General features: G+C 73.3%; 21 protein-coding genes. 5 read left to right on the top strand and 16 right to left on the bottom strand.

The window, feature by feature from the left end:
* Positions 1 to 40 precede the first annotated feature (40 nt).
* From ACH4UK_RS30420 to ACH4UK_RS30435, 4 genes are all read right to left on the bottom strand, one after another.
* Positions 41 to 2,788 (bottom strand): DUF6493 family protein, encoded by a 2,748-nt coding sequence (locus ACH4UK_RS30420; RefSeq protein WP_398361424.1) that lies wholly within the window; start codon positions 2,786 to 2,788, stop codon positions 41 to 43.
* On the bottom strand, positions 2,785 to 4,164 hold the full coding sequence (locus ACH4UK_RS30425) for an SWIM zinc finger family protein (RefSeq protein ID WP_398361426.1): 1,380 nt from the start codon (positions 4,162 to 4,164) through the stop codon (positions 2,785 to 2,787). Before ACH4UK_RS30425 ends, ACH4UK_RS30420 begins: the two co-directional genes overlap by 4 nt.
* 118 nt (positions 4,165 to 4,282) lie before the next feature.
* Positions 4,283 to 5,866: an alkaline phosphatase D family protein gene (locus ACH4UK_RS30430; RefSeq protein ID WP_398361428.1), complete on the bottom strand. Its 1,584-nt coding sequence runs from the start codon at positions 5,864 to 5,866 to the stop codon at positions 4,283 to 4,285.
* A gap of 129 nt (positions 5,867 to 5,995) precedes the next feature.
* The gene (locus ACH4UK_RS30435; RefSeq protein WP_398361429.1) at positions 5,996 to 7,507 is read right to left on the bottom strand and encodes a PLP-dependent aminotransferase family protein; all 1,512 of its coding nucleotides are present in this window, start codon (positions 7,505 to 7,507) and stop codon (positions 5,996 to 5,998) included.
* 47 nt (positions 7,508 to 7,554) lie between these two features.
* Here ACH4UK_RS30435 and ACH4UK_RS30440 point away from each other — a divergent pair, with 47 nt between their 5' ends.
* A complete protein-coding gene (locus ACH4UK_RS30440) occupies positions 7,555 to 8,547 on the top strand; it encodes a DMT family transporter (RefSeq protein ID WP_398361430.1) in 993 nt (330 codons plus the stop codon).
* A gap of 57 nt (positions 8,548 to 8,604) precedes the next feature.
* Here ACH4UK_RS30440 and ACH4UK_RS30445 read toward each other — a convergent pair whose 3' ends face one another.
* Positions 8,605 to 9,435, bottom strand: a complete 831-nt coding sequence (locus ACH4UK_RS30445; protein ID WP_398361432.1) for an alpha/beta fold hydrolase — start codon at positions 9,433 to 9,435, stop codon at positions 8,605 to 8,607.
* A gap of 122 nt (positions 9,436 to 9,557) precedes the next feature.
* Between ACH4UK_RS30445 and sigJ the strand changes: the two genes are divergently transcribed.
* Together sigJ and ACH4UK_RS30455 are read left to right on the top strand one after the other, a co-directional pair.
* Positions 9,558 to 10,442 (top strand): RNA polymerase sigma factor SigJ, encoded by an 885-nt coding sequence (gene sigJ / locus ACH4UK_RS30450; RefSeq protein WP_398361433.1) that lies wholly within the window; start codon positions 9,558 to 9,560, stop codon positions 10,440 to 10,442.
* Positions 10,443 to 10,727: 285 nt separating this feature from the next.
* On the top strand, positions 10,728 to 11,498 hold the full coding sequence (locus ACH4UK_RS30455; protein ID WP_398361435.1) for a GntR family transcriptional regulator: 771 nt from the start codon (positions 10,728 to 10,730) through the stop codon (positions 11,496 to 11,498).
* Positions 11,499 to 11,563: 65 nt separating this feature from the next.
* On the opposite strand, the gene ACH4UK_RS30460 is transcribed toward ACH4UK_RS30455, so the two are convergent.
* The 7 genes from ACH4UK_RS30460 to ACH4UK_RS30490 all read right to left on the bottom strand — a co-directional run bounded on the left by ACH4UK_RS30460 (position 11,564) and on the right by ACH4UK_RS30490 (position 18,965).
* Positions 11,564 to 12,721: an ROK family transcriptional regulator gene (locus ACH4UK_RS30460; protein ID WP_398361437.1), complete on the bottom strand. Its 1,158-nt coding sequence runs from the start codon at positions 12,719 to 12,721 to the stop codon at positions 11,564 to 11,566.
* A 159-nt stretch (positions 12,722 to 12,880) separates the two neighbouring features.
* Positions 12,881 to 13,462: a G/U mismatch-specific DNA glycosylase gene (gene mug / locus ACH4UK_RS30465; RefSeq protein WP_398361439.1), complete on the bottom strand. Its 582-nt coding sequence runs from the start codon at positions 13,460 to 13,462 to the stop codon at positions 12,881 to 12,883.
* Positions 13,463 to 13,481: 19 nt separating this feature from the next.
* Entirely contained in the window at positions 13,482 to 14,924 is a 1,443-nt protein-coding gene (gene purB / locus ACH4UK_RS30470; protein ID WP_398361440.1) for an adenylosuccinate lyase, read from the bottom strand.
* Between the two features lie 59 nt (positions 14,925 to 14,983).
* On the bottom strand, positions 14,984 to 15,913 hold the full coding sequence (locus ACH4UK_RS30475; protein WP_398361442.1) for an SGNH/GDSL hydrolase family protein: 930 nt from the start codon (positions 15,911 to 15,913) through the stop codon (positions 14,984 to 14,986).
* Positions 15,914 to 15,970: 57 nt separating this feature from the next.
* Complete coding sequence (locus ACH4UK_RS30480; protein WP_398361444.1) at positions 15,971 to 16,990, bottom strand: hemolysin family protein; 1,020 nt, start codon at positions 16,988 to 16,990, stop codon at positions 15,971 to 15,973.
* Complete coding sequence (locus tag ACH4UK_RS30485; protein ID WP_398361445.1) at positions 16,987 to 18,324, bottom strand: hemolysin family protein; 1,338 nt, start codon at positions 18,322 to 18,324, stop codon at positions 16,987 to 16,989. Before ACH4UK_RS30485 ends, ACH4UK_RS30480 begins: the two co-directional genes overlap by 4 nt.
* 206 nt (positions 18,325 to 18,530) lie before the next feature.
* Positions 18,531 to 18,965 carry a GNAT family N-acetyltransferase gene (locus ACH4UK_RS30490; RefSeq protein ID WP_398361447.1) on the bottom strand — a complete coding sequence of 145 codons (435 nt, stop codon included), beginning with the start codon at positions 18,963 to 18,965 and terminating at the stop codon, positions 18,531 to 18,533.
* Positions 18,966 to 19,107: 142 nt separating this feature from the next.
* On the opposite strand from ACH4UK_RS30490, the gene ACH4UK_RS30495 reads away from it, so the two are divergent.
* Both ACH4UK_RS30495 and ACH4UK_RS30500 read left to right on the top strand, forming a co-directional pair.
* Positions 19,108 to 19,335: a hypothetical protein gene (locus ACH4UK_RS30495; protein ID WP_030582192.1), complete on the top strand. Its 228-nt coding sequence runs from the start codon at positions 19,108 to 19,110 to the stop codon at positions 19,333 to 19,335.
* Positions 19,332 to 19,703, top strand: a complete 372-nt coding sequence (locus ACH4UK_RS30500; protein WP_398361448.1) for a fic family toxin-antitoxin system, toxin component — start codon at positions 19,332 to 19,334, stop codon at positions 19,701 to 19,703. Before ACH4UK_RS30495 ends, ACH4UK_RS30500 begins: the two co-directional genes overlap by 4 nt.
* Before the next feature lie 60 nt (positions 19,704 to 19,763).
* Here the strand turns inward: ACH4UK_RS30500 and ACH4UK_RS30505 are convergent, their stop codons facing one another.
* From ACH4UK_RS30505 to bioB, 4 genes are all read right to left on the bottom strand, one after another.
* Positions 19,764 to 20,441, bottom strand: coding sequence for a class I SAM-dependent methyltransferase (locus tag ACH4UK_RS30505; protein WP_398361450.1), 678 nt, complete (start codon positions 20,439 to 20,441; stop codon positions 19,764 to 19,766).
* 122 nt (positions 20,442 to 20,563) lie between these two features.
* On the bottom strand, positions 20,564 to 21,256 hold the full coding sequence (gene bioD / locus ACH4UK_RS30510; RefSeq protein WP_398361452.1) for a dethiobiotin synthase: 693 nt from the start codon (positions 21,254 to 21,256) through the stop codon (positions 20,564 to 20,566).
* Between the two features lie 6 nt (positions 21,257 to 21,262).
* The gene (locus tag ACH4UK_RS30515) at positions 21,263 to 22,615 is read right to left on the bottom strand and encodes an adenosylmethionine--8-amino-7-oxononanoate transaminase (RefSeq protein ID WP_398361454.1); all 1,353 of its coding nucleotides are present in this window, start codon (positions 22,613 to 22,615) and stop codon (positions 21,263 to 21,265) included.
* On the bottom strand, positions 22,608 to 23,858 hold the full coding sequence (bioB, locus tag ACH4UK_RS30520) for a biotin synthase BioB (RefSeq protein WP_398361456.1): 1,251 nt from the start codon (positions 23,856 to 23,858) through the stop codon (positions 22,608 to 22,610). Before bioB ends, ACH4UK_RS30515 begins: the two co-directional genes overlap by 8 nt.
* Positions 23,859 to 23,875 lie beyond the last annotated feature (17 nt).

Raw genomic sequence — 23,875 nt, forward strand, 5'->3', positions numbered from 1 at the left:
GGGTTAAGTGTGGATCTGGTTGCCTATCGTCGTTTTTCGGTCAGATTTTGGACTCCTGCGCCCCGGCCGGGAACACGGCGAGCAGCCGGGCGGCCTGGCGGACCGTCTGGGAGGCTCCCTTGCGCCCCGCCGTCGCCGCCAGCCCCGCTATCGGCGGGACGTCGCGCGTACCGCAGTGCTCGGCGCACTCGGCCGCCACGGCCAGCAGGTCGCCGAGGCCCCGGGGAGTCCTCTCGTAGGCCAGCAGTCCGGGCAGCATCGCGGCCAGCACGCCCAGCACCGTGCGGTACGCGCCCGTGGCGGCCGCCGTGCCGAGCGCGTCGGTGGCGCGGTTCACCTTCACCAGGTCGCGGTCGACCAGGATCGCCAGCTCCCGCCCGAGCAGAGCCCCCTCCAGGCGGTCCTGCGCGGCCAGCACGAGCAGCGCGTCCACCGCCGCCGTCCGGTCCTGCGGGTACCGCGCGCCGAGCCCGTAGGCCAGCGCGAGATGCACCGCGCCACCGACGTCGCCCGCGCTCTCGACCAGCGCCGGCAGGAACCCGACCGCGCCCCGCTGCCCCTGGTCGGCGGCGAACAGCAGGTCCGGCATCAGCCAGGCGGCCAGCGCCTCCGGATCCGCGGGCAGGGTGGCCGTCCAGTGCGGCGACCGGTCGGGGCCCCAGTGGTAGCACTCCCGGGACCGGGGCGGTTGCGCCCGGCCCAGCCAGTGGAAGGCCTCCGGGAACTCGCGCTGGATCACCCGCCGCTCCCCGGTCGCCGGCAGCACCTGACGGGCCCCGGTCGTCGTCCGCTGCCACCAAGGGCCCGCCGAGGGGCGGGAGACCGCGGTCGCCGGATGCCGCAGCACCGGGACCACCGGCTCGTCGGCCCGGATCCACGCGGCCAGCCGGTCGCCCTCGCCGGTGCCCAGCGCCTCGGCCGCCCCGGCGGCGTCCGCACTCCCGGGGCCGTCGCCCCGGCGGACCCGCAGCAGGGCCTGGGCGAAGTCGGCGGGACCGGGCCGGACCCCGAGCTCCCGGTAGGTCCGCAGCCGCTCGACGAGCTCGGCCGGTTCTATCGTCCCGGTGTGCCAGGTCGGCGTGGCCAGCAGGAACGGGACCCGCTCGGCCAGGATCGCCCCGGCCGCCTCCCACACCCGGGCGAGCAGCACCCCGTTCAGCGCGGCGTGGGCACAGGCGTCCGGTCCCGCGACGACGGACTTCGCCTGCCACGCGACCCGGTCCCGGTCGGACACCAGGCCCAGCAGCGAGGCCACCAGCACCGAGATCCCGTGCGAGGTCGAGACGGACTGCGGTTCGACCAGGTGCGGAGACAGGCCGTGCTCGAGGAACCACACGCCTGCCAGCGCCTCCCGCAGAGCCTCCGTCAGCTCCTCCCGGTCGGTCCGGGCCAGCCGCACGAGCCCGTCGAGCGTGCGCTCGAAGGCGGTGACCCCCGACGAGGGGCCCCCGACGTCCGATGAGGCGTCGCCCTGCCCCCACGGACGCGCCTTCACCCCGGCGGCCACCTCCTCGACGAGCTCGGCCACGGTCCCCGGTGCGGCTTCGTGCCGTCGCAGCCCCGGCGGGGGCGGCAGGAACTCCTCGTACGGTCCCGCCGCCGGCTCCTCCTCCACGAGATCGCCGAACAGGGCGGTGACCGTCTCCCGGTGCAGGGGCCCCAACCGCGCGGCCGAGGACGCCAGCTGCTCGCGCACCTCCGGGCCGGTGACGGCGGGGAGATACCGCGCGACCAGCTTCAGGGCCCGCTCCTGGACGTCGATGCCCTCGTGGCCGAACGCCTCGGCGACCGCCGGAAGAAGCTCGTCCGCCGTCGAGGCGTCCCGGCGCAGCGCCTTGCCCAGCAGGGTCAACTGGGCCCGCACGAGCTTCTTCTCCAGGCGGAAGAGCACCGCCCCCGACACGTCCGCGAGCTCCCGGGTGGACAGCTCGCCCCGCGCGTCCAGCCGTACGAACACCTGCTGGGCGTGCGAGGCGACCGGCGTGATCCCGTCGGTGGCCATCGCCGACCAGTCACGCAGATGCCTGCTCTCCTCCTGCTCCGTCGCCTCCAGCCGCTGCAGCACGGCCAGGAAGAACCGCTGGTCCACGGATCTGCCGCCGCGCATCAGACGGCTCACGCACCGCTCCACCAGATGCGGCCGGTCCAGCACCCCCTCGCCGGCCAGGGCGCAGAGCGCGCCGGGCCAGTGGTCCTGCGAGTCCGGCGCGTCGTAGAAGTCGACCTGCGGCGGCAGTTCCGGCATCTCGAACAGCCGGGGCGCCAGCACGGCGGTGTGCGGGTCCTCGCGCAGGATGTCGGTCAGCGGACGCCGGGTCCGGTCGCGCCGGCGGGCGGTGCCGACCCGCTCGCTCCAGCCCGCCACCAGGTTGTCCGTGACGGGGATCGGGACCCGAGCGATCCGCGCCAGCTCGGCGACGAAGGCGTACTCCTCGTCGGAGAGGGCCGAGCGCCCCGCGAACCGGTGGGCGAGATCGCCGAGCCACGCCGGATCGCGGTCCCCCAGCGAGGCGAGGATCAACGGATACGGGGAGCGGGTCCAGTCGCGCAGATCACGGCCCCCGATCCAGGCGGCGCACCCCGCCGCCCCGGTGTGACAGCCCGCGCCGGCCACCAGCAGCGCCTTGCGGATCCGGTCCCGCCGCTGCCAGTCCCAGCTCCGCACCTCCTTGCGCAGCTCCTTCAACGCGGCGAGCGCGGAGCGGCGTCCGGGCCGGTCCAGGCGGAGAACCAGCGGCGGCACATCGTGGTGACGCCCCGCGCGCACGGCGGTGAGCAGCTCGTTCATCGCGTGCCTCCGGTGACCGTCGCACCACGGCGGACCATGCGCACGGCGAGCGCGTGTTTGCAGGGCCCTCGCCGCCCCCGGTGGTCCGCCCACCACTGACAGGTGCAGGAGAACGCGGAACCGCTCTCGCGCACCTGGTAGCGGCGGTCCCCGGAAGCGACCGTCGCCCGCGAACCGTCCAGGGACACCGAGCCCTCACCCGCCAGCCTGCGGGCGGCCACGAGACGGGGATTGTGCCGCTCCGCCCGGTCCGCGTCGTACGGCAGCTCCCGGTGGAAGTACGCCGCGTCCGCCAGGTCGTAGCCGACGCGGCCCGCCGTGCCGAGCCGGGTGAGCGCGGCCCGCACCCGCTCCACGCCCAGCCCCGACTGCTCGGCCAGCGACGCCGGTTCGATCCGGGGCTCCCAGGCGAGCAGCACGGACACCAGCTCGGCGTCGGCCGCCGCGTCGTCCGTGGCCAGCGCCTCCAGGACGCCGCCCTCGCCCGAGAAGCCCCGCGAGGAGTCGGGGGAAAGCGTCAGCGTGAGCCGCATGCCCGGCAGGACCACCTCCCAGGCGCTCGCCGCCGCCGCACCGTCGGCCACCGGCCCGTACACCCGCAGGGCGGTCGCGTCGCGCAGCACCCGCTGCAACGCCACCAGCCGCTCCGGTCCCGGCAGGCACACCGCACCCGAAACCGGCCGGGTCGTCGGGCGCAGGGACCCGCCCGACGCCACCACCCACCGGGCGCCGCGTGCGGCGTTGCCCGAGGACGGGGAGCGGGGCAGCGAACGCAGGAACGCCACCGCCTGCGCCGCGGTCAGCTCGGCCCGCAGATCGCATCTCGCCGAAGCGACCTGCGCCTCGGCGAAACCGCGCAGCCACCGGTCCGGCAACGGCACCTTCTTCTCCACCACCGGACCGTCGAGCGTGGTCACCGCCATCTCGTCCGGCCCCACCCGCAGATGCAGCGGATCGTCCGCCGTGATCCGCGCAAGCGCCTCCCGCAGCGGAGGATTCACGTCCACGTTCGTCGTTCCGTGGCCGGTCGCCCGTCCGCCCAGGCCCTCCTCGAGCACATCGAGGCGGGCATACACCCCGCAACAGCCGGAGAACGACTCGAAGCGCAGCCGGTCGCCGTTCCCCGTCACCACCGGGTCCAGCGAGGCGGGCAACGCACGCTGGTAGTAGCGGGCCGCGGCCACATCCGCGACCGCCAGCAGACCCCGTGCGGCTATCCGCGGATCGGAGAGGAAACCCGCGAAGAACCGGGGGTGCGCCTCCGCTCCGCGCGGCGTGAGACCTCCCGCGGTCTCCAGACCGAGGGAGGGCCCCACCTGCGAGGACTCCAGGGCGGACGGGCGTGCGTAGGCCAGGGCCTGAACGGATCGGGTCATGAGAAAAAGCGTAGGACCCACCACTGACAACGGCCCTCGCCGAAGCCGCCGTTCGCTCCGAAGCTGCCGTTCACTCAACGGCCCTCGCCGAAGCCGCCGTTCGCTCCGAAGCCGCCGTTCACTGACCGACGCGGCCCGGCCGCAGCACCTTGCTGAACAGCACCGCCCCGCCCTCCGCCCGCAGCCGAACCGTCAGCTCCGCGCTGTCGCCGTCGATCTCCACCTCGCCGAAGAACTGCGGCGACTCCATCGGCGAGACGTTGGCGCGGTCGGGAGCCCGCACGAAGACGCGATCGGGGCCGAAGGTCGCGTCCAGCGCGTTGGCGGGGAAGCCGCCCGCCGCCAGCGGGCCCGACACGAACTCCCAGAACGGCGCGAAGTCCTTGAACGCCGCCCGCTCCGGCGCGTAGTGCTGGGCCGAGGTGTAGTGCACGTCCGCCGTCAGCCAGACGGTGCCGGTGATCCTGCGGTGCTTGATGAACCGGAGCAGTTCGGCGATCTGGAGCTCTCGCCCGAGCGGGGCCCCGGGATCACCCTGCGCCACCGCTTCGAAGTTCGTCGCGCCGTCCGGGACCACGAGGCCGAGCGGCATGTCGGCGGCGATCACCTTCCACTCGGCCCGGGAGGCGGCGAGCGAGCGCTTCAGCCACCGCAGCTGCTCGGCGCCGAGGATGCCCGTCGCGTCGTCGGGCTGCCGACCGGGGGAGTTGGCGTTGCGGTACGAGCGCATGTCGAGCACGAACACGTCCAGCAGCGGCCCGTGGCGCACGACGCGGTACATGCGGGAACGGCGCCCGGAACCGTGCGAGGGCGCGAGCGGGACGTACTCGTGGAAGGCGCGCACCGAGCGCGCCGCGAGGATGTCCACGTTCTTCTCGGTGTAGCGGGCGTCGTCGAGGATCTGGCCGGGGTACCAGTTGTTGCGCACCTCGTGGTCGTCCCACTGCACGACGGAGGGCACCTGCGCGTTGAAGCGCCGTACGTTCCGGTCGAGCAGGTTGTAGCGGAAGTTGCCCCGGTACTCGTCCAGCGTCTCGGCGACCTTCGCCTTCTCCTCCGTCATGACATTGCGCCAGATCCGGCCGTCCGGCAGCGTCACGCTCGCCTCCAGCGGGCCGTCCGCGTAGATGCTGTCGCCGCTGCACAGGAAGAAGTCCGGGTCCAGACGGCGCATCTCCTCGTACACCCGGTAGCCCCCGATGTCCGGATTGATGCCCCAGCCCTGCCCCGCGATGTCGCCCGACCACAGGAACCGCACCCCGGCCCGACGCCGGGCCGGAGCGGTGCGGAACGTCCCGCGCACCGGCCTGCCGGTACGGCGCGGATCGGCGGGGTCGGCGAGCGTCACGCGGTAGTGCACCTGCTCTCCCGCGGGCAGCCCGTACAGCGGTGTGGTGCCGGTGAAGTCCGTTCCGGGGCCGATCAACGGCCCGTGCCACCTGCGGACCCGCCGGAACGACCCGGTCGCCGAGGTCTCCACCAGCATCCGGGCCGGCCGGTCCGAGCGCACCCACAGCAGCGCCGACGAGGAGGTGACACCGCCCACCTGCACACCCCAGGACGCCTCGGGCCGCCCCGCCAGGTGCAGCGCGGGGGCCGCCGCAGCGGTGGCGGGGGACAGGGCGACCGCCGCCGGGGCGATGAGCGAGCCGCGCAGGACGGCACGGCGGCCGGGCGAGTGCGTACGCGGACGGTAGGGCATCGGAGCGCCTCCAGGGAGGTGGGCGGGCGGTGCGCCGTTCACGGGAAGACCGTGGACCGGCGCCGGGTCTCGGCCCATGCCTAGTGCCCTGCGGAGGCCGGGGCCCCAACCCCGGGTGAACGGCGCCCGTCAGCCGGATCCGGGCCGGCCCGATCGCCATGCCTCCGCCAGCGCGGCGACCCCCCGGGCGATGTCGCCGGGGGCGAGATGGGCGTAGCCCAGAACGAGGGGCACGGTGCCGTCCTCGGACCCGGCCGTTCCGCAGTCGCGCAGCGGCCGCAGGGCGATGCCGGCCCCGGCCGCCCGGTCCAGGAGGACGTCCTCGGGGCCGTACCGCGCGGGCAGTCGGGCGATGATGTGCAGCCCCGCCGCGATGCCGCTGACCACCGTGCCGGGGAAGTGCTCGTCGAGCGCGGTCACCAGGGCGTCCCGGCGTTCCCGGTAGGCCCGTTGGCAGCGCCGCAACTGCCGGTCGTAGCCGCCGCGCACGACGAAGTCGGCCAGCACGGCCTGGTCGATCACGGGATTGCCCAGATCCATGGTCCGTTTGCGGGCCACGATCCGCTCGGTGAGCGAGGCGGGGGCGACCAGCCAGCCGAGCCGTAGACCGGGGGCCAGCGACTTGCTCACGGATCCGGTGTACACCACCCGCTCGGGGTCCAGCCCCTGCAGCGCCCCCACCGGCGCCCGGTCGTACCGGAAGTCCCCGTCGTAGTCGTCCTCCATGATCACGGCGTCCGCGTCCCGCGCCCAGCCGAGCAGCTCGCCGCGGCGCTGCGCGGAGTATCCGATTCCGGTGGGGAACTGGTGCGCCGGCGTGGTCACCACCGCGCGCACGCCGGAGCGCACCAAGGGCGCGAGGGCGAGGCCGTCGTCGTCGAGGGGCAGCGGGACCGTGCCCAGACCGGTCGCCGCGAACAGCGAGGCGTGTTCCGGGCTGCCCGGATCCTCCACCCCGACCGAGGTCACGCCCGCGTCCCGGAGCACGAAGCCGAGCAGCGTCGTCGCCTGGGCCACCCCCGAACAGACCACCAGCCGTTCCGGATCGGCCACCACGCCCCGACGCCGGGCGAGCAGATCCGCCAGGGCTTCGCGCAGTTCCGGCAGCCCGCGCGGATCGGGGTAGCCCAGTGAGCCGTGCGGCAGTCGGCCGAACACCGTCCGCTGGGCGGCGCTCCAGGCGCTGCGCGGGAAGAGGGAGAGATCGGGGGTGCCGGGCCGGAAGTCCACCCGCGCTCCCGGCGTGCGCGGCGCGCGGTCGCGTACCGGGCGCTCCGCGGCGCGTACGCCCTCGCTCACCCAGGTGCCCGCGCCCTGCCCGCTGCGCAGATAGCCCTCCGCGGTCAGCTGCTCGTACGCCTCGGTGACCAGCCCCCGTGACACCCCCAGGTCGGCCGCGAGTTCACGACTGGCGGGAAGCCTGGTGCCGGCCGCGAGGCGTCCGGCCCGAACCGCCTCCCGCAGCGCGGACCGCAGCGCACGCCCCCGCCCGCGCGCCGGAGCGGCGGCGGCGGGCAACAGCAACTCCCAGGCCGGGGACAGGGAATCGGATCCACCGCCTCCGGCCCCTCCTCGGCCCCCGCCACCGGTCCGTGGACCCGTCGTCGCCGAGCCGTGCGGATTGGTCCCCGAAGACGTCATGGAAGTGGACCTTAAACCGGTCCTTCGCCGACCCTAGCGTCGGCCCCATGAACGCAACCTCTCTGCGCGGGGCCCTCCTCGCGGCCCTCGCGTGCGTGCTGGTGGGGGCATCCTTCACGGCCAACAGCGTCCTCGGCGACTACCCGTACGCGGGCGGCCAGGCCCTCCGCTACGGTCTCGCCGCGCTCCTGCTCGTCCCGCTCCTGCGGTGTGACCCGGACTCCGCGACGGCCCGGCTCCGGGGTCTCACCCGCCGCCAGTGGGGGCGGATCGCCCTGCTCGCCGCCGTGGGCATGGTCGGCTTCAACTTGGCGGTCCTGGCGGCCGAACAGTCGGCGGAGCCGGCCGTTCCGGGGGTCTTCGTGGGCTGTGCGCCGATCGTGGTCGGCGTACTCGTCCCGCTCCTGGACGGCCGCCGCCCCTCGCGCGTCACCTTGTACGCGGCCGGACTCGTCGCCGTCGGGGCGTTCGCCGTTCAGGGATGGGGCCGCACCGACCTGGCCGGCATCCTCTTCTCGGTGGGCGCGCTCGCGGGTGAGGTGGGCTTCGCGGTCATCGCCGTTCCGGTGCTGCGGCCGCTCGGCCCGAAGCTGCTGTCCGCGACGGTCTGCGGCGTCGCGGCCGTCGAGTCGGCGCTGCTCGGTCTGCTGATGGACGGCGGCTCGTTCCTGCGGGTCCCGACGGGCGGCGAGGCGACTGCCCTGCTGTGGCAGGCCGTCGTCGTCACCGTGATCGGATTCGTCTGCTGGTACAGCGGGATCCAGCGCATCGGAGCCGAACGCGCCACGCTCTTCTCCGGCCTGATCCCGGTGTCCGCCGCCCTGACCGCACCGCTGGTCGGCGCCGGGACGTACGGCCTGGCGCAGGGCGCGGGAAGCCTTCTGGTCGGCGCGGGTGTGGCGTACGGCTCCGGCGTCGTGGGCCGACGGACGGGGGCCGGAGCGCGGCGCTCCGGTGGGAAGCGGATGCCGATGTCGGCGCCGACGCCGACGCCGAATTCGACTCCGGCTTCGGCTCCGACTCCGACTCCGACTCCGTAACGGTGCCGGTCCTCGCGAGACCGCCCGTAACCGACCGAGGCCACCGTCCGAGGGGGCTCAGCGGCTGGTGTCCAGGATGACGCGGGCCACGAGCGCCGGGTCGTCGTTCATCGGAACGTGCCCGCAGCCGGGCAGCCGCACCAGTCGGGCGTCGGGGATCACCCGCTTGGCGCGGACCCCCTGCCTGCGCAGCAGGATCCGGTCGCGGGTGCCCCAGGCGACGGTGACGGGGATGCCCTTCACGTCATCGCCGAAGAACGCGCCCCGGCCGACCTCCAGCGTCCGGTGGAAGCCGGTCGCTCCGCGCAGGGCGAGCGTCTCGGCGACGACGGCCTCCGGCGAACGCCTCCCGGGCCGGGCGTAGATGGTGCTGGTGAGGGCCGTCCGCCCGGCCGCGCTGCGCGAGAGACGTTCGATCAGCGGCACCGGCAGGGCCAGTGCGCTCCGCCGCATCGTCCGCAGGGTGCCGAAGGCGTAGCGCCGTTCCGCCTCGGTCCAGAAGCCCGCCGGGGACAGCGCGGTCACCGACCGCGCCAGCTCGGTGCGGCCCAGCTCCAGCGCGAGCAGGCCGCCCAGCGAGTTCCCGGCCACATGGGGGCGGTCCAGGCCGAGTTCGGCACAGAAGGCTCCGAGCACCGGGCCGACCGTCGCGAGATCGTAGGCAACTCCGTCCGGCAGTGCGGGCGATGCGCCGAAGCCGGGCAGGTCGACGGCGATCACCTCACGCTCGGCGGCCAGGATCCGTGTCACCGGGTCCCAGGCCCTCAGGTGGTGCCCGATGCCGTGCAGGAGCAGCAACGGCGCGCCGGAGCCGGTCCGTTCGTACGCGACCGAGACCGGGCGGGGGCCCTCGGCGGTGGCGACGGTGAAGGAGACCGTGGTGGTCATACTGCTGCTCCCTGGAGTGGGTAGACATCTCGTCAACAACAATTACCGTCGGGTAGCTTGTAGTTCAAGGGGTCCGGCGATTCGCGCTGGACAGCAGGTGGCCCGTGGGCTGGGATGGAGCGATGACCACCGATGTCGTCACCGAGCTCTTCGAAGAACACCGGCCCGTGCTCACCGGTGTCGCCTATCGGATGCTCGGCCGCATCGCCGACGCCGAGGACGTGGTCCAGGAAGCGTGGCTGAGGTGGTCGGCGGCGGCGCGCGAGGACATCCGCGAGCCGCGCGCCTTCCTGGTGCGGATCACCACCCGGCTCGCCATCGACCGGCTCCGGCACCTCCAGTCGCGCCGCGAGTCGTACACGGGGCCCTGGCTGCCGGAGCCGGTGGTCACGGACTTCGGCCCCACCCTGCCCGACACCGCGGAACGCGCCGTTCTCGCCGATTCCGTCTCGTTCGCCGTGCTGGTCGTCCTCGAGTCGCTCTCGCCGCTGGAGCGCGCGGTGTTCGTGCTCCGTGAGGCCTTCGGATTCCCGTACGCCGAGATCGCCACCGCCCTGGACCGCACCGAGGCGGCCGTCCGGCAGCTCGCCGGCCGCGCCAGGCGGCATGTGGAGGAGCGCAAGCCGCGCTACGACGTGGACCCGGCCGAGCGGCGCGACCTCACCGAGCGCTTCCTCGCCGCCGCCTCCGGGGGCGGCATCGAGCAACTGCTCGCACTGCTGGCCCCCGACGTCCGGCTCGTCAGCGACAGCGGGGGCAAGGCGAAGGCGCCGCGGCGGATCATCGAGACCGCCGACAAGGTCGGCCGCTTCCTCTTCGCGGTGGCGCGGGACCTCGGCCCGGACGGGGAGATCCGCGTCGTGGAGGTCAACGGCGGACCCGCCGCCGTCTACTTCGTCGGGGGCAGGCCCGATGCCGTCTTCCAGATCGAAGTCGGCCAAGGTGTTATTCAATGCGCCTATATCATTCGCAATCCGGACAAGCTATCTGGATTGTCCGTCGCTTAGCCAAGGGCATCACCGGTCACTGCCGCCACCACCGTACGACGGGTTCGTCGAAAGCCTGGTCAAAGCCCCGTCATCCGCCCGGATGCCGGGGCTTTGTGCTGCGCGCGCCTCACGGGACCGCGAACGTCGTGTGAACGCTCTGCGCCAGAGTTCCGTTTCGTTCCGTTACGGAATAAGGATTGGTCTTGACCAAGGGGGTATGCCGTCCTAGGGTCTGCACTTAAGACAGGAACCTTTAATAAATAACGTCGCGGAATAAGACGCTGGGTGATTGCGGAGGACAGGGTGGGGACCACGCAGCTGGAATCGGTACAGGAGCCGAAGTACTGGCACCTCAAGACCGTGCTCAGTGAGGCACTCGACTCGGACTTTGCGGTGGGGGAGATCCTGCCCAACGAGCGGGACCTCGCGGCGCGGTTCGGTGTCGCGCGCGCCACGCTCCGACAGGCCCTGGAGCAGCTCGAACTCGAAGGCAGGCTCCAGCGCCGCCGTGGTGTCGGGACGACCGTCGCCCCGCCGCGCGTGGGTATCGCCGTCTCCACCGCCCAGCACGAATGGACCGGCGGCGTCAGCGGCGAGGCCTGGCAGCCGATCGACAGCACCATGGGCAAGGTCCCGGCAGCGGTGGCCGTCATGCTCGGCACGGACCCCGCCGACCCGGTGCACGTGGTGCGCCGGATCCGTGACACCCAGGGGCAGGCGGTGGCCGCGGAGCTCCTCTACATCCCCGCCTCCTCGGTGCCCGACCTCTCCGCCATCGAGGCCCCGTCCGGCCCCGTCCGCGCCCGGAGCGTGCTGCGCGAGCTGCACCGGCTCGGCCTGGAGGGTCAGGACCGCTCCGTGGAGCTCGGCTCCGCGCGGGCGGACGACGCCAAGGAGCTGGACCGCCTCCCCGGCGCCCCCGTCCTGGTCGTCACCACCCGCTACTTCACCGCGGACGGCACGGCGGCCGTGTCCGTCGCCACCTACCGCGCGGACACCTGCCGGCTCACCTTCGGGGACTCCGGCGCGCTGGAGATCAGCCACGACGAACAGCCGGAGCGCCAGGCTTCCTGAACGCCTCCGGCCCACGCCCGCCGCGTTTCGAGGACTCCGGTCCTCGGGACGCGGCGGGCGCGTGTTCAGCGGCGGGTTGTCACGGCTCCCTCGACGGCGAACAGCTCCTCCTCGACATGGTCCAGGGCGAGCCGCAGCGCCCCCGTCGCGACGGCGGCCTCTCCGAGCAGCGACAGGGTCACCCGCGGCGGGCGCAGGCAGTAGCGGGCGAGCTCCCTGCGGAGGGGCTCCAGCACCCCGTCCAGTCCGGCGGCCCAGCCACCGACCACGACCAGCTCCGGGTCGAGCGCCAGCACCAGCGCCGCCACATCGTGCACCAGCCGCTGGAGGAACCGCTCGACCGCCGCCTGGGCCCCCGCATCGCCCTCCCGGGCCTTGGCGAACACCGCGGCCACCGCATGCTCGTCCAGCGGGTCCAGCGGAGTGTCCGTCGTCGAGAGCAGATGCTCCGGCGTCACGTCCCTGCCCAGCAGGTGCAGAGCGCCGATCTCCCCGGCTGCCCCGCCGAACCCCCGGTGCAGCCGCCCGCCGATCAGGGAGCCCGCTCCTGGGCTCAGTCCCGCCAGTACGAAGACGACGTCATCGGACTCGGTGGCCGCGCCCTTCCAGTGCTCGGCCACCGCGGCGGCGTTGGCGTCGTTCTCGACGAGCACGGGGCAGCGGAAGGAGCGGCGCAGCCGCTCCCCGAGCGCGAGACCGGTCCAGTCCGGCAACGCCGTCCCCAGCCGGACGGTGCCGTCGGCCTCCACGATCCCGGGACTGCCCACGCCGACCGCGCGCAGGCTGCTCCGGGCCACCCCGGTACGGCGCAGCACATCCGCGATGACAGCCCGTACCTGATCGAGCCGGTCATCCGCACAGGCGGTCTCCGACACCGCGCGGGAGCCCGCCCCGACGATCCGTCCGTCGAGCCCCGAGATGAGCGCCGACACCCGGTGCGGGCCGATCTCCACCCCGAGGAGGTGCCCGGCCTCGGCCCGGAAACGGAACCTCCGGGCAGGACGCCCCTGGCGCCGTGCCTCGCTCTCGTCGGGCAGGGCCTCGACCACGAGACCCGCTTCGAAGAGGCCCTCGACGACCCCCTCGACCGTGGGCCGGGACAGACCCGTGATCCGCGTCAGGTCCGTCAGCGTCGGCGCGCCGGCCCCCTTGAGGGCGTGCAGCACTACCGCGGAATTGATCCGCCGCAACAGCGACGGGTCCCCACCGGTCAGCCGGCCCACGGTGTGTCCTCCCAGCTCGTGCGCATGTCTGCCGGATCGTACTCGCTGGCCCGGACCCCTGCGACCAGCGAGGGAAGCCGGTATCGAGCCGCAACCTGGGTCACCCCGGAGCGCGGAAATCCGGCCGGCGGCCCGGGGCCCTGGACCGGCCCGAGGGGATCAGTCGGCCGAGGTGGGGCGGGCGGGGGACCCGTCGGCCGGGGGCCGGGAGAGGACGGCGGCCCGGAGGCGGCCGTACTCCTCGGCCATGGTCCCGACCGTCCAGTGGGCGTTGAGGCCACTGGGGTTGGGGAGAGCCCACACACGGGCGCCCCCGATCGTGCGGTCCTGGGGGCCGATGCGGGCCCGGGGCTCCCCGAAGGCGGTGCGGTAGGCCGTGATGCCGACCACCGCGAGCCACTGCGGTGCCAGGCGCTCGACCTTCGCCGTCAGAACGGCCCCGCCCTCCCGGAACTCGTCCGCGCCGAGCTCGTCGGCACGGGCCGTGGCCCGTGCCACCACGTTGGTGATGCCGAGCCCGAGACCGAGCAACTCGGCCTGCTCCGAGGGGTGCAGCTGCCGGGGCGTGAACCCCGAGCGGTGCAGGACCGGCCAGAACCGGTTCCCGGGGTGGGCGAAATGATGGCCCGTCGCCCCGGTCATCAGGCTCGGGTTGATGCCGCAGAACAGCACGCGCAGACCGCCCGCGGCCACATCGGGGACGATGCGGTCACGGGCGGCGCTCAGCTCTTCGGGGGTCATACGGTGAGGGCGGCGCCGGTCACAGGATCGAGCCGGGGGTGTAGCTCGCAGCCTCGGGGTGCTGCTTGGTGATCTCCTCGATCCGGGCCACCAGCGACGAGACCTGGTCGCCCGCGGCGCCGGTGAACGAGAGCTTGTCGGCCATCAGCTCGTCCAACTGGGCGCGGTCCAGCGGGATCCGCTCGTCCGCGGCGAGCTTGTCGAGCAGCTCGTTGCGCTCGGCGCCCTGTTCGCGCATCGCGAGGGCGGAGGCGACCGCGTGCTCCTTGATCGCCTCGTGCGCCACCTCGCGGCCCACCCCGGCGCGTACGGCGCCCATCAGGACCTTGGTGGTGGCCAGGAACGGAAGGTAGCGGTCCAGCTCGCGCGCGACGACCGCGGGGAACGCGCCGAACTCGTCCAGCACCGTCAGGAAGGTCTCCAGGAGGCCGTCGAACGCGAAGAACGCGTCCGGGAGCGCCACTCGGCGGACCACGGAACAGGACACGTCGCCCTCGTTCCACTGATCGCCCGCCAGCTCGCCGGTCATCGAGGCGTAGCCGCGCAGGATCACCATCAGGCCGTTCACCCGCTCGCAGGAGCGCGTGTTCATCTTGTGCGGCATCGCGGAGGAGCCGACCTGGCCGGGCTTGAAGCCCTCGGTCACCAGCTCGTGCCCGGCCATCAGCCGGATGGTCTTCGCCACCGAGGAGGGCGCCGCTGCGAGCTGCACCAGCGCGGTGACCACGTCGTAGTCGAGCGATCGGGGGTAGACCTGACCGACCGAGGTGAACGCCTCGGCGAAGCCCAGGTGCCCGGCGATGCGCTGCTCCAGGTCGGCCAGCTTGCCCGCGTCGCCGCCCAGCAGGTCCAGCATGTCCTGGGCGGTGCCGACCGGGCCCTTGATCCCCCGCAGCGGGTAGCGGGAGAGAAGGTCCTCCAGGCGGCCGTGGGCCACCAGCAGCTCGTCGGCCGCGGTCGCGAAGCGCTTGCCCAGCGTCGTCGCCTGCGCGGCGACATTGTGCGAGCGTCCGGCGAGGACGAGCTCGCGGTACTCCGCCGCGAGCTTGCCGAGCCGGGCCAGCACGGCCACGGTGCGGTCGCGCATCAGCTCCAGCGAGAGGCGGATCTGCAGCTGTTCGACGTTCTCCGTCAGGTCCCGGGAGGTCATGCCCTTGTGGACCTGCTCATGACCGGCGAGAGCGTTGAACTCCTCGATCCGGGCCTTCACGTCATGCCGGGTGATCTTCTCGCGCTCGGCGATCGAGGCCAGGTCCACCTGGTCCAGCACTCGCTCGTAGTCGCTCAGCGCCGCATCGGGCACCTCGATCCCGAGGTCCTTCTGAGCGCGCAGCACCGCCAGCCACAGCTGACGCTCCAGCTTCACCTTCTGCTCGGGGGACCAGAGGACGGCCAGCTCCGTGGAGGCGTAGCGGCCGGCCAGGACATTGGGGATGCGAGGCTTCGCAGACACAGCAGTCACGAAAAAAGATTCTACTGGCGGTTTGTGCAGGCCAGCGCCGGGCCCCGGTTTGTGGCTTGCTACGAAGGGGTGAGGTCGCAGGAGGCGTCGCGTCGCCATCCCGCCACCGGGCCGGGGGATTCGGCGTTCGCGGGCGTGATCCAGAAGGCCCGCCCCGTCGTGGCGTCGAACTGCGCGCCCGAGCGCCCGTCGCCGGAGGACCGGCCGGTGAGCCGTCGCCCGATCCAGGGGGCCAGGTGGCGGCGGGCGAAGCGGATGTCCTCGGTCCGCCGGGACGCCCAGCGCGGCGGCGCGGTCGCGGGGACCGGCGTACGCCAGTCGAGCTCGGCCGGAAGCCCCAGCGTCTGCCAGACAGCCTCGGCGACGCGCCGGTGACCCTCGGCGGTCAGGTGCAGCCGGTCCACGTCCCAGCTCCGGGGGTCGCTGAGCGACGCTGCGCTGTAGAGATCGACCACGTCGGCCCCGTGCCGGGCGGCCAGGTCGTCGATCAGGGTGAACAGCTCCTCCATGCGGGGGCGGAACCGCTCCAGCACCGGCCCGTTGCGGGCGGGGCTGCGCATCAGGACGAGTCGTCCGCAGGACGGGGCCAGGCGTTCCACGGCCTCTTCCAGCCGCCCCTTGACCATGCCCATGTCGCACTTGGGGCGCAGGGTGTCGTTGAGCCCGCCGACGAGCGTGACCACATCGGCCCGGAGCGCGGCCGCCGCCCCCACCTGCTCGTCGACGATCTGGCCGATGAGCTTGCCGCGTACGGCGAGATTGGCGTACCGGAAACCGGGAGCCGCGGAACCGGGAGTCGTGGAACCGGCCGACGCGGACCCCGCCGACGCGGGACCGGCCGACGCGGAACCGGCGGACCGGGCCGCCAGCCGGGAGGCGAGGACGTCGGCCCAGCCCCGGTACGTGCCGTCGGCGAGCAGGTCTGACATGCCCTCGGTGAACGAGTCGCCGACCGCGACGAGACTGGTGTATGAGGCATTCAATTTCATGGCCCGGTGATCCTACCGCGAGGGCCCGCTGCCCCGCCCGTCGAGCGGGGCAGCAGGTCAGCGGGACTGCGGTCGCCCGACGAGTTCGCGCAGTACGTCCTCCATCGTGACCAGGCCGGCCAGCCGGTCGTCCCCGTCGAGGACGGCCGCCAGGTGGGTCCGGCTGCGCCGCAGGGCGGTGAGCACGTCGTCCAGCGGAGTCTCTGCCCGGACGCGGGCGATCGGGCGCATCGCCGTCACCGGGAAGGGGACGTCGCGGGGGGTCGCGTCCAGGGCGTCCTTCACATGGAGGTAGCCGAGGATGCGCTGCTCGCTGTCCATGACCGGGAAGCGGGAGAACCCGGACTCGGACGAGAGCCGCTCCAGCTCCTCCGGAGTGGTGCCGACCCTGGCGTACAGCACCCGGTCGACCGGCATCACCACGTCCCGCACGGGCCGGCGGCCCAGCTCCAGGGCGTGGTGGAGCCGTTGCGCGGAGCGGTCGTCGACCAGTCCGGCGTCCCCGGCGTCCTGGACCAGCCGGGCCAGCTCGTCGTCCGAGAACGTCGCGGAGACCTCGTCCTTCGTTTCCACCCGCAACAGCTTGAGCAGGGTGTTGGCGAACGCGTTGATCGTGAAGATCACCGGACGCAGCCCACGGGCCATCGCGACCAGCGGCGGACCCAGGAGCAGGGCGCTGCGCGCCGGTTCGGCCAGCGCGATGTTCTTCGGGACCATCTCGCCCAGCAGCATGTGCAGATAGGTCGCCACGCCCAGCGCGATGACGAACGACAGCGGGTGGACCAGCCCGTGCGGCACCCCCACCGCGTCGAAGACCGGCTCCAGCAGATGCGCGATGGCCGGTTCGGCGACGATGCCCAGCACCAGGGTGCAGAGCGTGATGCCGAGCTGGGCGGCGGCGAGCAGGGCGGAGACGTGCTCCAGACCCCACAGGACGCTGCGGGCCCGCCGGTTGCCGGACTCGGCCTCCGGTTCGATCTGGCTGCGACGTACGGAGATCAGGGCGAATTCGGCGCCCACGAAGAAGGCGTTGGCCACGAGGGTCAGCAGACCGATGAAGAGCTGGAGAACGATCACTGGGCGTCCTCCGTCCCGTGCCCGGACCCCGGCAGCGGGGCGTGCAGCAGCGCCCGCGCGGCGCGACGGCCCGAGGCGTCCACCACGTCGATCCGCCATCCCTCCAGTTCGACGCTGTCGTCCACCGTCGGGATCCGCCCGATCTCGGCGGCGATCAGCCCCGCGAGGGTCTCGTAGGGCCCGTCCGGCACCCGCAGACCGATTCTGCGCAGCTGGTCGGTGCGGGCCGCCCCGTCGGCCGACCACAGGGTCCGGCCGTCGGCGTCCTCACCGGCGGCGGCGAGGTCGGGCGTCTCGTGCGGATCGTGCTCGTCCCGCACCTCGCCGACGACCTCCTCCACGATGTCCTCCAGCGTCGCGACCCCGGCCGTCCCGCCGTACTCGTCGATCACCACGGCCATCGCGAGCCGTCCGGACAGCCGGTCCAGCAGCCGGTCCACGGTGAGCGTCTCCGGTACGAGAAGGGGCTCGCGCAGCAGTTCCGAGACGCGGGTGCGGGGCCGCCGGTCGGCGGGGATCGCCAGCACGTCCTTGATGTGGGCCACGCCCACCACGGTGTCCAGGCTGCCCCGGTAGACCGGAAAGCGGGACAGGCCGGTCGCCCGCGTGGCGTTGGCGACGTCCTCGGCCGTCGCGTGCAGGTCCAGCGCGGTCACCTGGACCCGCGGTGTCATCACGTTCTCCGCGGTCAGCTCCGAGAGGTTCAGGGTGCGGACGAAGAGCTCGGCGGTGTCCGCCTCCAGCGCCCCCTCCTTCGCGGAGTGCCGGGCCAGCGCCACCAGCTCCTGCGGGCTGCGGGCGGAGGCCAGCTCCTCGGTCGGTTCCAGACCGAAGCGGCGCACGATCCGGTTGGCCGTGTTGTTCAGGTGGCTGATGAAGGGCCGGAACAGCGCGGTGAAGCCCCGTTGCGGGGTGGCCACCGCCTTGGCCACGGCCAGCGGGGAGGAGATCGCCCAGTTCTTCGGGACCAGTTCGCCGACCACCATCAGGACCACCGTGGACAGCGCCGTACCGATCACGAGCGCCACGGTGGACGCCGCGGCGGGAGGCAGGCCCGCCGCCTCGACGGGGCCCCGGATCAGCTTGGCGATGGACGGTTCGGAGAGCATGCCGATCACCAGATTGGTGACGGTGATGCCGAGCTGGGCGCCCGAGAGCTGGAAGGTGAGGCTCCGGACGGCCTTCAGCGCGCTCGCGGCGCCCCGGTCACCGCGCTCGACGGCCCGTTCGAGTTCGCCGCGCTCCACGGTGGTCAGGGAGAACTCCGCCGCGACGAACGCGCCACAGGCGACGCAGAGCAGCAGGGCGACGAGCAGCAGAAGCACTTCGATCATCGGTTCACCTCCGTCCCATGATCGGGCAGGGGTGCGGGGACCGCGCGGCGTCGGCGAAATCGGCTACGGGGAGGCTCGCCCATGGACGGACGCTCACACCTTTCGACAGGGGGTGACGGAGGGGCATCATCGTAGGCGTCTGCCCGGCCGCGCCCCGTCCCACCGCGGGAATACCCGACGTACCGCACCGGTGCTCCGCCCACACCTCAGCCCGTCAGGTGCTTCACCCATCGGCTCCACCGCGGCTGGGGCCCGTAACCCGCGGCGTGCCAGGCGTGGTGGGCCGACTCGTTGCGGTCGAGCACCATGGCGTCGGCCCGCCGCCCGCCCAGGGCGGTGAACCGCTCCTCCGCCGCCGCGAGGAGGGCGCTGCCCACGCCCCTGCGCCGCTGGTCCGGGTGGACCGCGAGCCGGTAGAGATGACAACGCCAGCCGTCGAAGCCCGCGATCACGGTGCCCACCAGCTCCCCGCCCCGCTCCGCGAGGATCAGGGCGTCGGGGTCCCGTTCCACCAGGCGTGCGACCCCGTCGCCGTCGTCGCTGATGCTGGTGCCCTCGGCGGCCGCCTTCCAGAAGGCGAGGACCTCGTCCAGGTCGGCGGCGGTCGCGGCCCGTAGCGAAAGATCGTTCATGGCGGCCATCCCACCATCCGCCGTACCGGCACGTCGACCGCCTTTCACCCTCCGGTCGCACCCCGCACGCGCCCCGCCCCGGGCGGATGGGTGTACGGGGCACCGCACGCTCCCCTTGCCGGTGCTAGCACGGCCGCGCTAGCGTGGTCGGGTGCCCAAGACCCAGCTGAACGTTCGCGTCGAAGAGGCCACCGCCGAGGCCGCGCGGCAGCGCGCGCTGCAGAGGGGGATGAGTGTGAACCGCTACATAGAAGAACTCGTCCAGCAGGACGCGGGCGAGGTGGGACACACCTTCGTCGAGGCCGCGGCCGACTTCATGAAGCAGTACGAGTCGGTGTTCGCCGAGGAGTTCGGCCCGGAGCGCGAAGGCACCCGTTGAACCTGCGGATCGACCTCTCCTGGCTGCTGATGGTCGCCGAGCACAAGACCCCCGGAGACCCGCAGGTCGTCGACTGGGGCGCGCTCGTCGCCGCCGTCGCCCGGCACGACGCGGAGATCTTCGGCAGCGCCGTCTACAGCGACCCGCACACCCGGGCGGCCGCCCTGTTGCAGTTGCTGCTGCATGTGCCCGCGCTCGAACGCTCCAACGCGATGTTCGCCTCGGCCGTCGCCTACGGCTACCTCGTCGCCTCCGGGCTCAAGGTCATCACCTCGCCCGAGCAGGTCCGCGACCTGGCGCTGCTGGTGAAGCAGGGCAAGGCGGACGTGCGGGCCATCGCCGACGAGCTGCGGCAGTGGAGCGTCTGAGACCCCGCGTCCCGAGCCCCCCGGCCCTGCGCCCCGGCCGGCAGCGGGCGGGCCGCCGGCTCAGTCCTCGGTGAACGGCTTGCGGGCCACGCCCAGGACGCAGGGGGAGGAAGGCATCTGCAGGCCCTTCTCCGGAATCCGCAGCCTGCGGTAGGCGCCCATCTCGAAGCCCGCCGCCTCGATCGCGGCCAGCGGGTCCCGGGCCGTGTGACAGCCGCCGAAGAGCAGCGGCCACAGCGTCAGGTCGGCCGCTCGCTGCGCGGTGGCCAGCGCCCGGCCCTGCGCCGCCCCGTGCTCGAAGAACCGCAGTTCGCCGCCGGGCCGCAGGACCCGCCTGATCTCGGCGAGCGCTCGGGGCAGATCCCGTACGGTGCACAGGACCAGGGACGCCACCGCCCCGTCGAAGGCCTCGCTCTTCACCGGCAGCGCCTCCGCCGCCCCCGGCACGACGTCCACCGGCACCTCGGCGCGCAGGGCGGACCGGGCGGCGAGCTGCCGCAGCGAGCGTTCCGGCTCCAGTGCCACGACCTCCGACACGGCGCCGGGGTAGTGGGCGAAATTCAGCCCGTTGCCCGCACCGACCTCGATGACCCGGCCGGAGAGCCCCGACAGCAGCTCCTCGCGGTACGCGGCGATGCCGCCCTTCAGGTCGGCGGTCACGCTCATCCGTGCGTAGAAGCGGGCGAAGACCGGGTGGTGCACGGCGTCCCGGGGGAGCTTCCTGCTGCGCAGCTGCATGACGACCTCCGTCGAGGAGTGGACGTGACGCTCCTCAACGATTCTCCCCCCGATCGCCCCGCAGGGAATCCCCGCGGGAGCTGTCCGGCCGCCCCGTGCGCCCCCTGGGGGCGTCCTGCCGATCAGTGTGTGGTCCAGGTCCCGCCGAGTTCCGGTGCGAGCCAACTCGACGCCCGAGCCGCGAACTCGGCGCCCGGCAGCGAGCCCGCGCCGGCCGGCACCGCGCCCAGCAGCGGCGCACCGGCCGCCACCGGCAGGTCCTCGATGTTGCACCGGGCGGCCAGGTCCGGGTCGGCGGGCATGCTGCCGATCACGACGCCCCGACAGTCCAGCCCCCGGCTCCGCAGCGCCTCGGCGGTCAGGGCGGTGGCGTTCAGCGTGCCCAGACCCGCGGGGGCCACCACCAGCACCGGCGCGGACAGCAGCCGGGCCGCGTCCGCGAGGGTGCCGCCCTCGTCGTCGAACCGCACGAGGAGCCCGCCCGCCCCCTCCACCAGCACCAGATCGTGTTCGGTGGCCAGCTTCTCCGCCGCCTCGGCGACCTCGAACGGCCGCACCGCCGCGAGCCCCGCCCGCCGGGCGGCCGTGGCCGGGGCCAACGGCTCGGGGAAGCGGGCCAGTTCGACAGCGGTGACATGGCTGCCCGCCAGCCGGACCACCTCCGCCGCGTCGCCCGGCTCCCCGGGGGCGAGCCCGGTCTGCGCGGGCTTGAGCACCGCGACCCGGCCGCCTCGCGCGGTGGCCGCCACGGCGGCGGTCACCACGGTCTTGCCGATCTCCGTGCCCGTACCGGACACCACCAGAATCATCGACATATCGGCTCAGCCCTCCCGTGCCGCGGCGCACACGGCCCGGCAGATCCGTGCCACGTCCTCGTCGCCCGTGACGTACGGCGGCATCGTGTAGACGAGGTCGCGGAACGGCCGCAGCCACACGCCCTCGCGCACGGCCGCCCGGGTCGCCGCCGCCATGTCCACCTCGTGACCGAGCTGGACGACCCCGATCGCGCCCAGGACGCGTACGTCCACGACCCCGGCGATGTCCGAGGCGGGGGCGAGCCCGGAGCGCAGGCCCGCGCCGATCCGGGCCACCTCGCTCTCCCAGTCCTGCCCGAGCAGCAGGTCCACGGAGGCCGAGGCCACCGAAGCGGCCAGCGGATTGCCCATGAACGTCGGCCCGTGCGCCAGCACCGGCACCTCGCCGCTGGAGATGCCCTCGGCCACCCGGGTGGTGCACAGCGTCGCCGCCATCGTGAGATAGCCGCCGGTCAGGGCCTTGCCGACGCACATGACATCCGGCGAGATCCCGGCGTGTCCGGCGGCGAACAGCTTGCCCGTACGTCCGAACCCGGTCGCGATCTCGTCGAGGACCAGCAGGACGTCGTGCGCGTCGCACGCCTCGCGCAGCACCCGCAGATAGGCGGGGGAGTGGAACCGCATCCCGCCGGCCCCCTGCACCACCGGTTCCACGATGACCGCCGCGAGTTCGTCGGCGTGCGCGGCGATCAGCTCCCGCAGGTGCGTCACGTAGGCGGGGTCCGGCTCCGCGTCGAAGCCGTCCGGCGGGGCGTCGGCGAAGACCTGGCGGGGCAGCGAGCCCGACCACAGCTCGTGCATCCCGCCCTCCGGGTCGCACACGGACATCGGCTGCCAGGTGTCCCCGTGGTATCCGCCGCGCCAGGTCAGCAGCCGCCGCTTGGCCGGACGCCCGGCCGAACGCCAGAACTGCAGGCACATCTTGACCGCGACCTCCACGGAGACGGACCCCGAGTCGGCGAGGAAGACGTGCTGGAGCGGCCCGGGGGTGATCTCCACCAGCCGGGTCGCCAGCCGGACGGCGGGCTCATGGGTGAGCCCGCCGAACATCACATGGCTCATCCGGTCCAACTGGCCGCGTGCGGCCTCGTTGAGGACCGGGTGGTTGTAGCCGTGCACCGCCGACCACCAGGAGGACATGCCGTCCACCAACTCGCGCTGCCCCTCGACGGGTTCGGCGAGCCGGAGCCGTACCCCGGAGGCCGACTCCACGATCAGCGGCTCCTGGCGGCCGGGCATCGGACCGTACGGATGCCAGACGTGCGCGCGGTCCAGCGCCCGCAGCTCGTCGGGCGCGTACGGTTTCGGCGCCGCGGGTCCACGGTGCTCGGCGGACCCGGTGGGGTGCGGCTCAGGCATTGGGCGCGAGGTCCGTTCCCGCGCCGCGACGGCGGACCGCCACCAGGTCCGTGCGCGCCGCGCCGTTCGCCTCCGCACGCGAGGCCGGCACGCTCTCCCCGGCGTCCGCGGGTTCCTGCTCCCCGTGGCCGCCGCACGGCCCGCAGCCGCCGCCCGCGTGCGAACCGCAGCCGGTGGACTCCTGCGTTCCGCACCCGGCCGGCTCCGCCGACGTACCGCAGCCGCCGGCCGGCGCATCGGCCCGGTGGCGCGGCAGCGTGGTCGTGCCCGCGCCCTCCACCTCGAAACCGGCGTCCGCGATCATGTCCAGGTCGGTCTGACCCGCCTGGCCCTCGCTCGTCAGGTAGTCGCCCAGGAAGATGGAGTTCACCAGGTGCAGCGCCAGCGGCTGCAGGGAGCGCAGGTGCACCTCGCGGCCCCCCGCGAGCCGCACCTCGACGTCGGGGCAGACGAACCGGACCATCGCCAGAATGCGCAGGCAGCGCTGCGGGGTGAGGTTCCACTCCTTGGCGAGCGGCGTTCCCTCGAACGGGATCAGGAAGTTCACCGGCACCGAGTCCGGGTCCAGGTCCCGCAGCGCGAACACGACGTCGACCAGGTCCTTGTCGCTCTCGCCCATCCCGGCGATCAGCCCGGAACAGGCCGAGAGCCCGGCGGCCTGGGCCTGCTGCACGGTCTCCACCCGGTCCGCGTACGTGTGCGTGGTGGTGATCGCCCCGTACGTCTCCTCGGAGGTGTTGAGGTTGTGGTTGTACGCGTCGGCGCCCGCCGAACGCAGCCGGTCGGCCTGGCCGTCGGAGAGGAGACCCAGGCAGGCGCAGACCTCGACGCCCTCGTTCTCCTCCTTGATCGCCTCGATGGTCCTGGTGACCCGCTCGACGTCCCGGTCCGTCGGGCCGCGCCCGCTCGCCACCAGGCAGACCCGCTTGGCGCCGCCCGCCACCCCGGCGGCGGCGGCCCTGGACGCCTCGTCCGGCTTCAGCCAGGTGTACTTGAGGATCCCGGCCTTCGAACCGAGCCGCTGCGAGCAGTAGGAGCAGTCCTCGGGGCAGAGCCCCGACTTCAGGTTGACCAGATAGTTGAGCTTCACGCGCCGCCCGAACCACTGACGGCGCACCTTCCCGGCGGCGGCCACCACGTCGAGCAGCTCGTCGTCGGAGGTCGCCAGTACGGCGAGCGCTTCTTCACGGGTCGGCAGTTCGCGCCGCAGCCCCTTGTCCACCAGCGTGTTCAGCAGGTCCATGAAAGATGATCCTGGCT

Source organism: Streptomyces sp. NPDC020884 (assembly GCF_044333935.1).
In the GTDB taxonomy this organism is placed as follows: Bacteria; Actinomycetota; Actinomycetes; order Streptomycetales; family Streptomycetaceae; genus Streptomyces.

Excerpts from the sequence above, each read along its gene's own strand:
- ACH4UK_RS30420 (WP_398361424.1), bottom strand. The coding sequence starts at position 2,788 with ATGAACGAGCTGCTCACCGCCGTGCGCGCGGGGCGTCACCACGATGTG.
- ACH4UK_RS30425 (WP_398361426.1), bottom strand. The coding sequence starts at position 4,164 with ATGACCCGATCCGTTCAGGCCCTGGCCTACGCACGCCCGTCCGCCCTG.
- ACH4UK_RS30430 (WP_398361428.1), bottom strand. The coding sequence starts at position 5,866 with ATGCCCTACCGTCCGCGTACGCACTCGCCCGGCCGCCGTGCCGTCCTG.
- ACH4UK_RS30435 (WP_398361429.1), bottom strand. The coding sequence starts at position 7,507 with ATGACGTCTTCGGGGACCAATCCGCACGGCTCGGCGACGACGGGTCCA.
- ACH4UK_RS30440 (WP_398361430.1), top strand. The coding sequence starts at position 7,555 with ATGAACGCAACCTCTCTGCGCGGGGCCCTCCTCGCGGCCCTCGCGTGC.
- ACH4UK_RS30445 (WP_398361432.1), bottom strand. The coding sequence starts at position 9,435 with ATGACCACCACGGTCTCCTTCACCGTCGCCACCGCCGAGGGCCCCCGC.
- sigJ (WP_398361433.1), top strand. The coding sequence starts at position 9,558 with ATGACCACCGATGTCGTCACCGAGCTCTTCGAAGAACACCGGCCCGTG.
- mug (WP_398361439.1), bottom strand. The coding sequence starts at position 13,462 with ATGACCCCCGAAGAGCTGAGCGCCGCCCGTGACCGCATCGTCCCCGAT.
- ACH4UK_RS30475 (WP_398361442.1), bottom strand. The coding sequence starts at position 15,913 with ATGAAATTGAATGCCTCATACACCAGTCTCGTCGCGGTCGGCGACTCG.
- ACH4UK_RS30485 (WP_398361445.1), bottom strand. The coding sequence starts at position 18,324 with ATGATCGAAGTGCTTCTGCTGCTCGTCGCCCTGCTGCTCTGCGTCGCC.
- ACH4UK_RS30490 (WP_398361447.1), bottom strand. The coding sequence starts at position 18,965 with ATGGCCGCCATGAACGATCTTTCGCTACGGGCCGCGACCGCCGCCGAC.
- ACH4UK_RS30505 (WP_398361450.1), bottom strand. The coding sequence starts at position 20,441 with ATGCAGCTGCGCAGCAGGAAGCTCCCCCGGGACGCCGTGCACCACCCG.
- bioD (WP_398361452.1), bottom strand. The coding sequence starts at position 21,256 with ATGTCGATGATTCTGGTGGTGTCCGGTACGGGCACGGAGATCGGCAAG.
- ACH4UK_RS30515 (WP_398361454.1), bottom strand. The coding sequence starts at position 22,615 with ATGCCTGAGCCGCACCCCACCGGGTCCGCCGAGCACCGTGGACCCGCG.
- bioB (WP_398361456.1), bottom strand. The coding sequence starts at position 23,858 with ATGGACCTGCTGAACACGCTGGTGGACAAGGGGCTGCGGCGCGAACTG.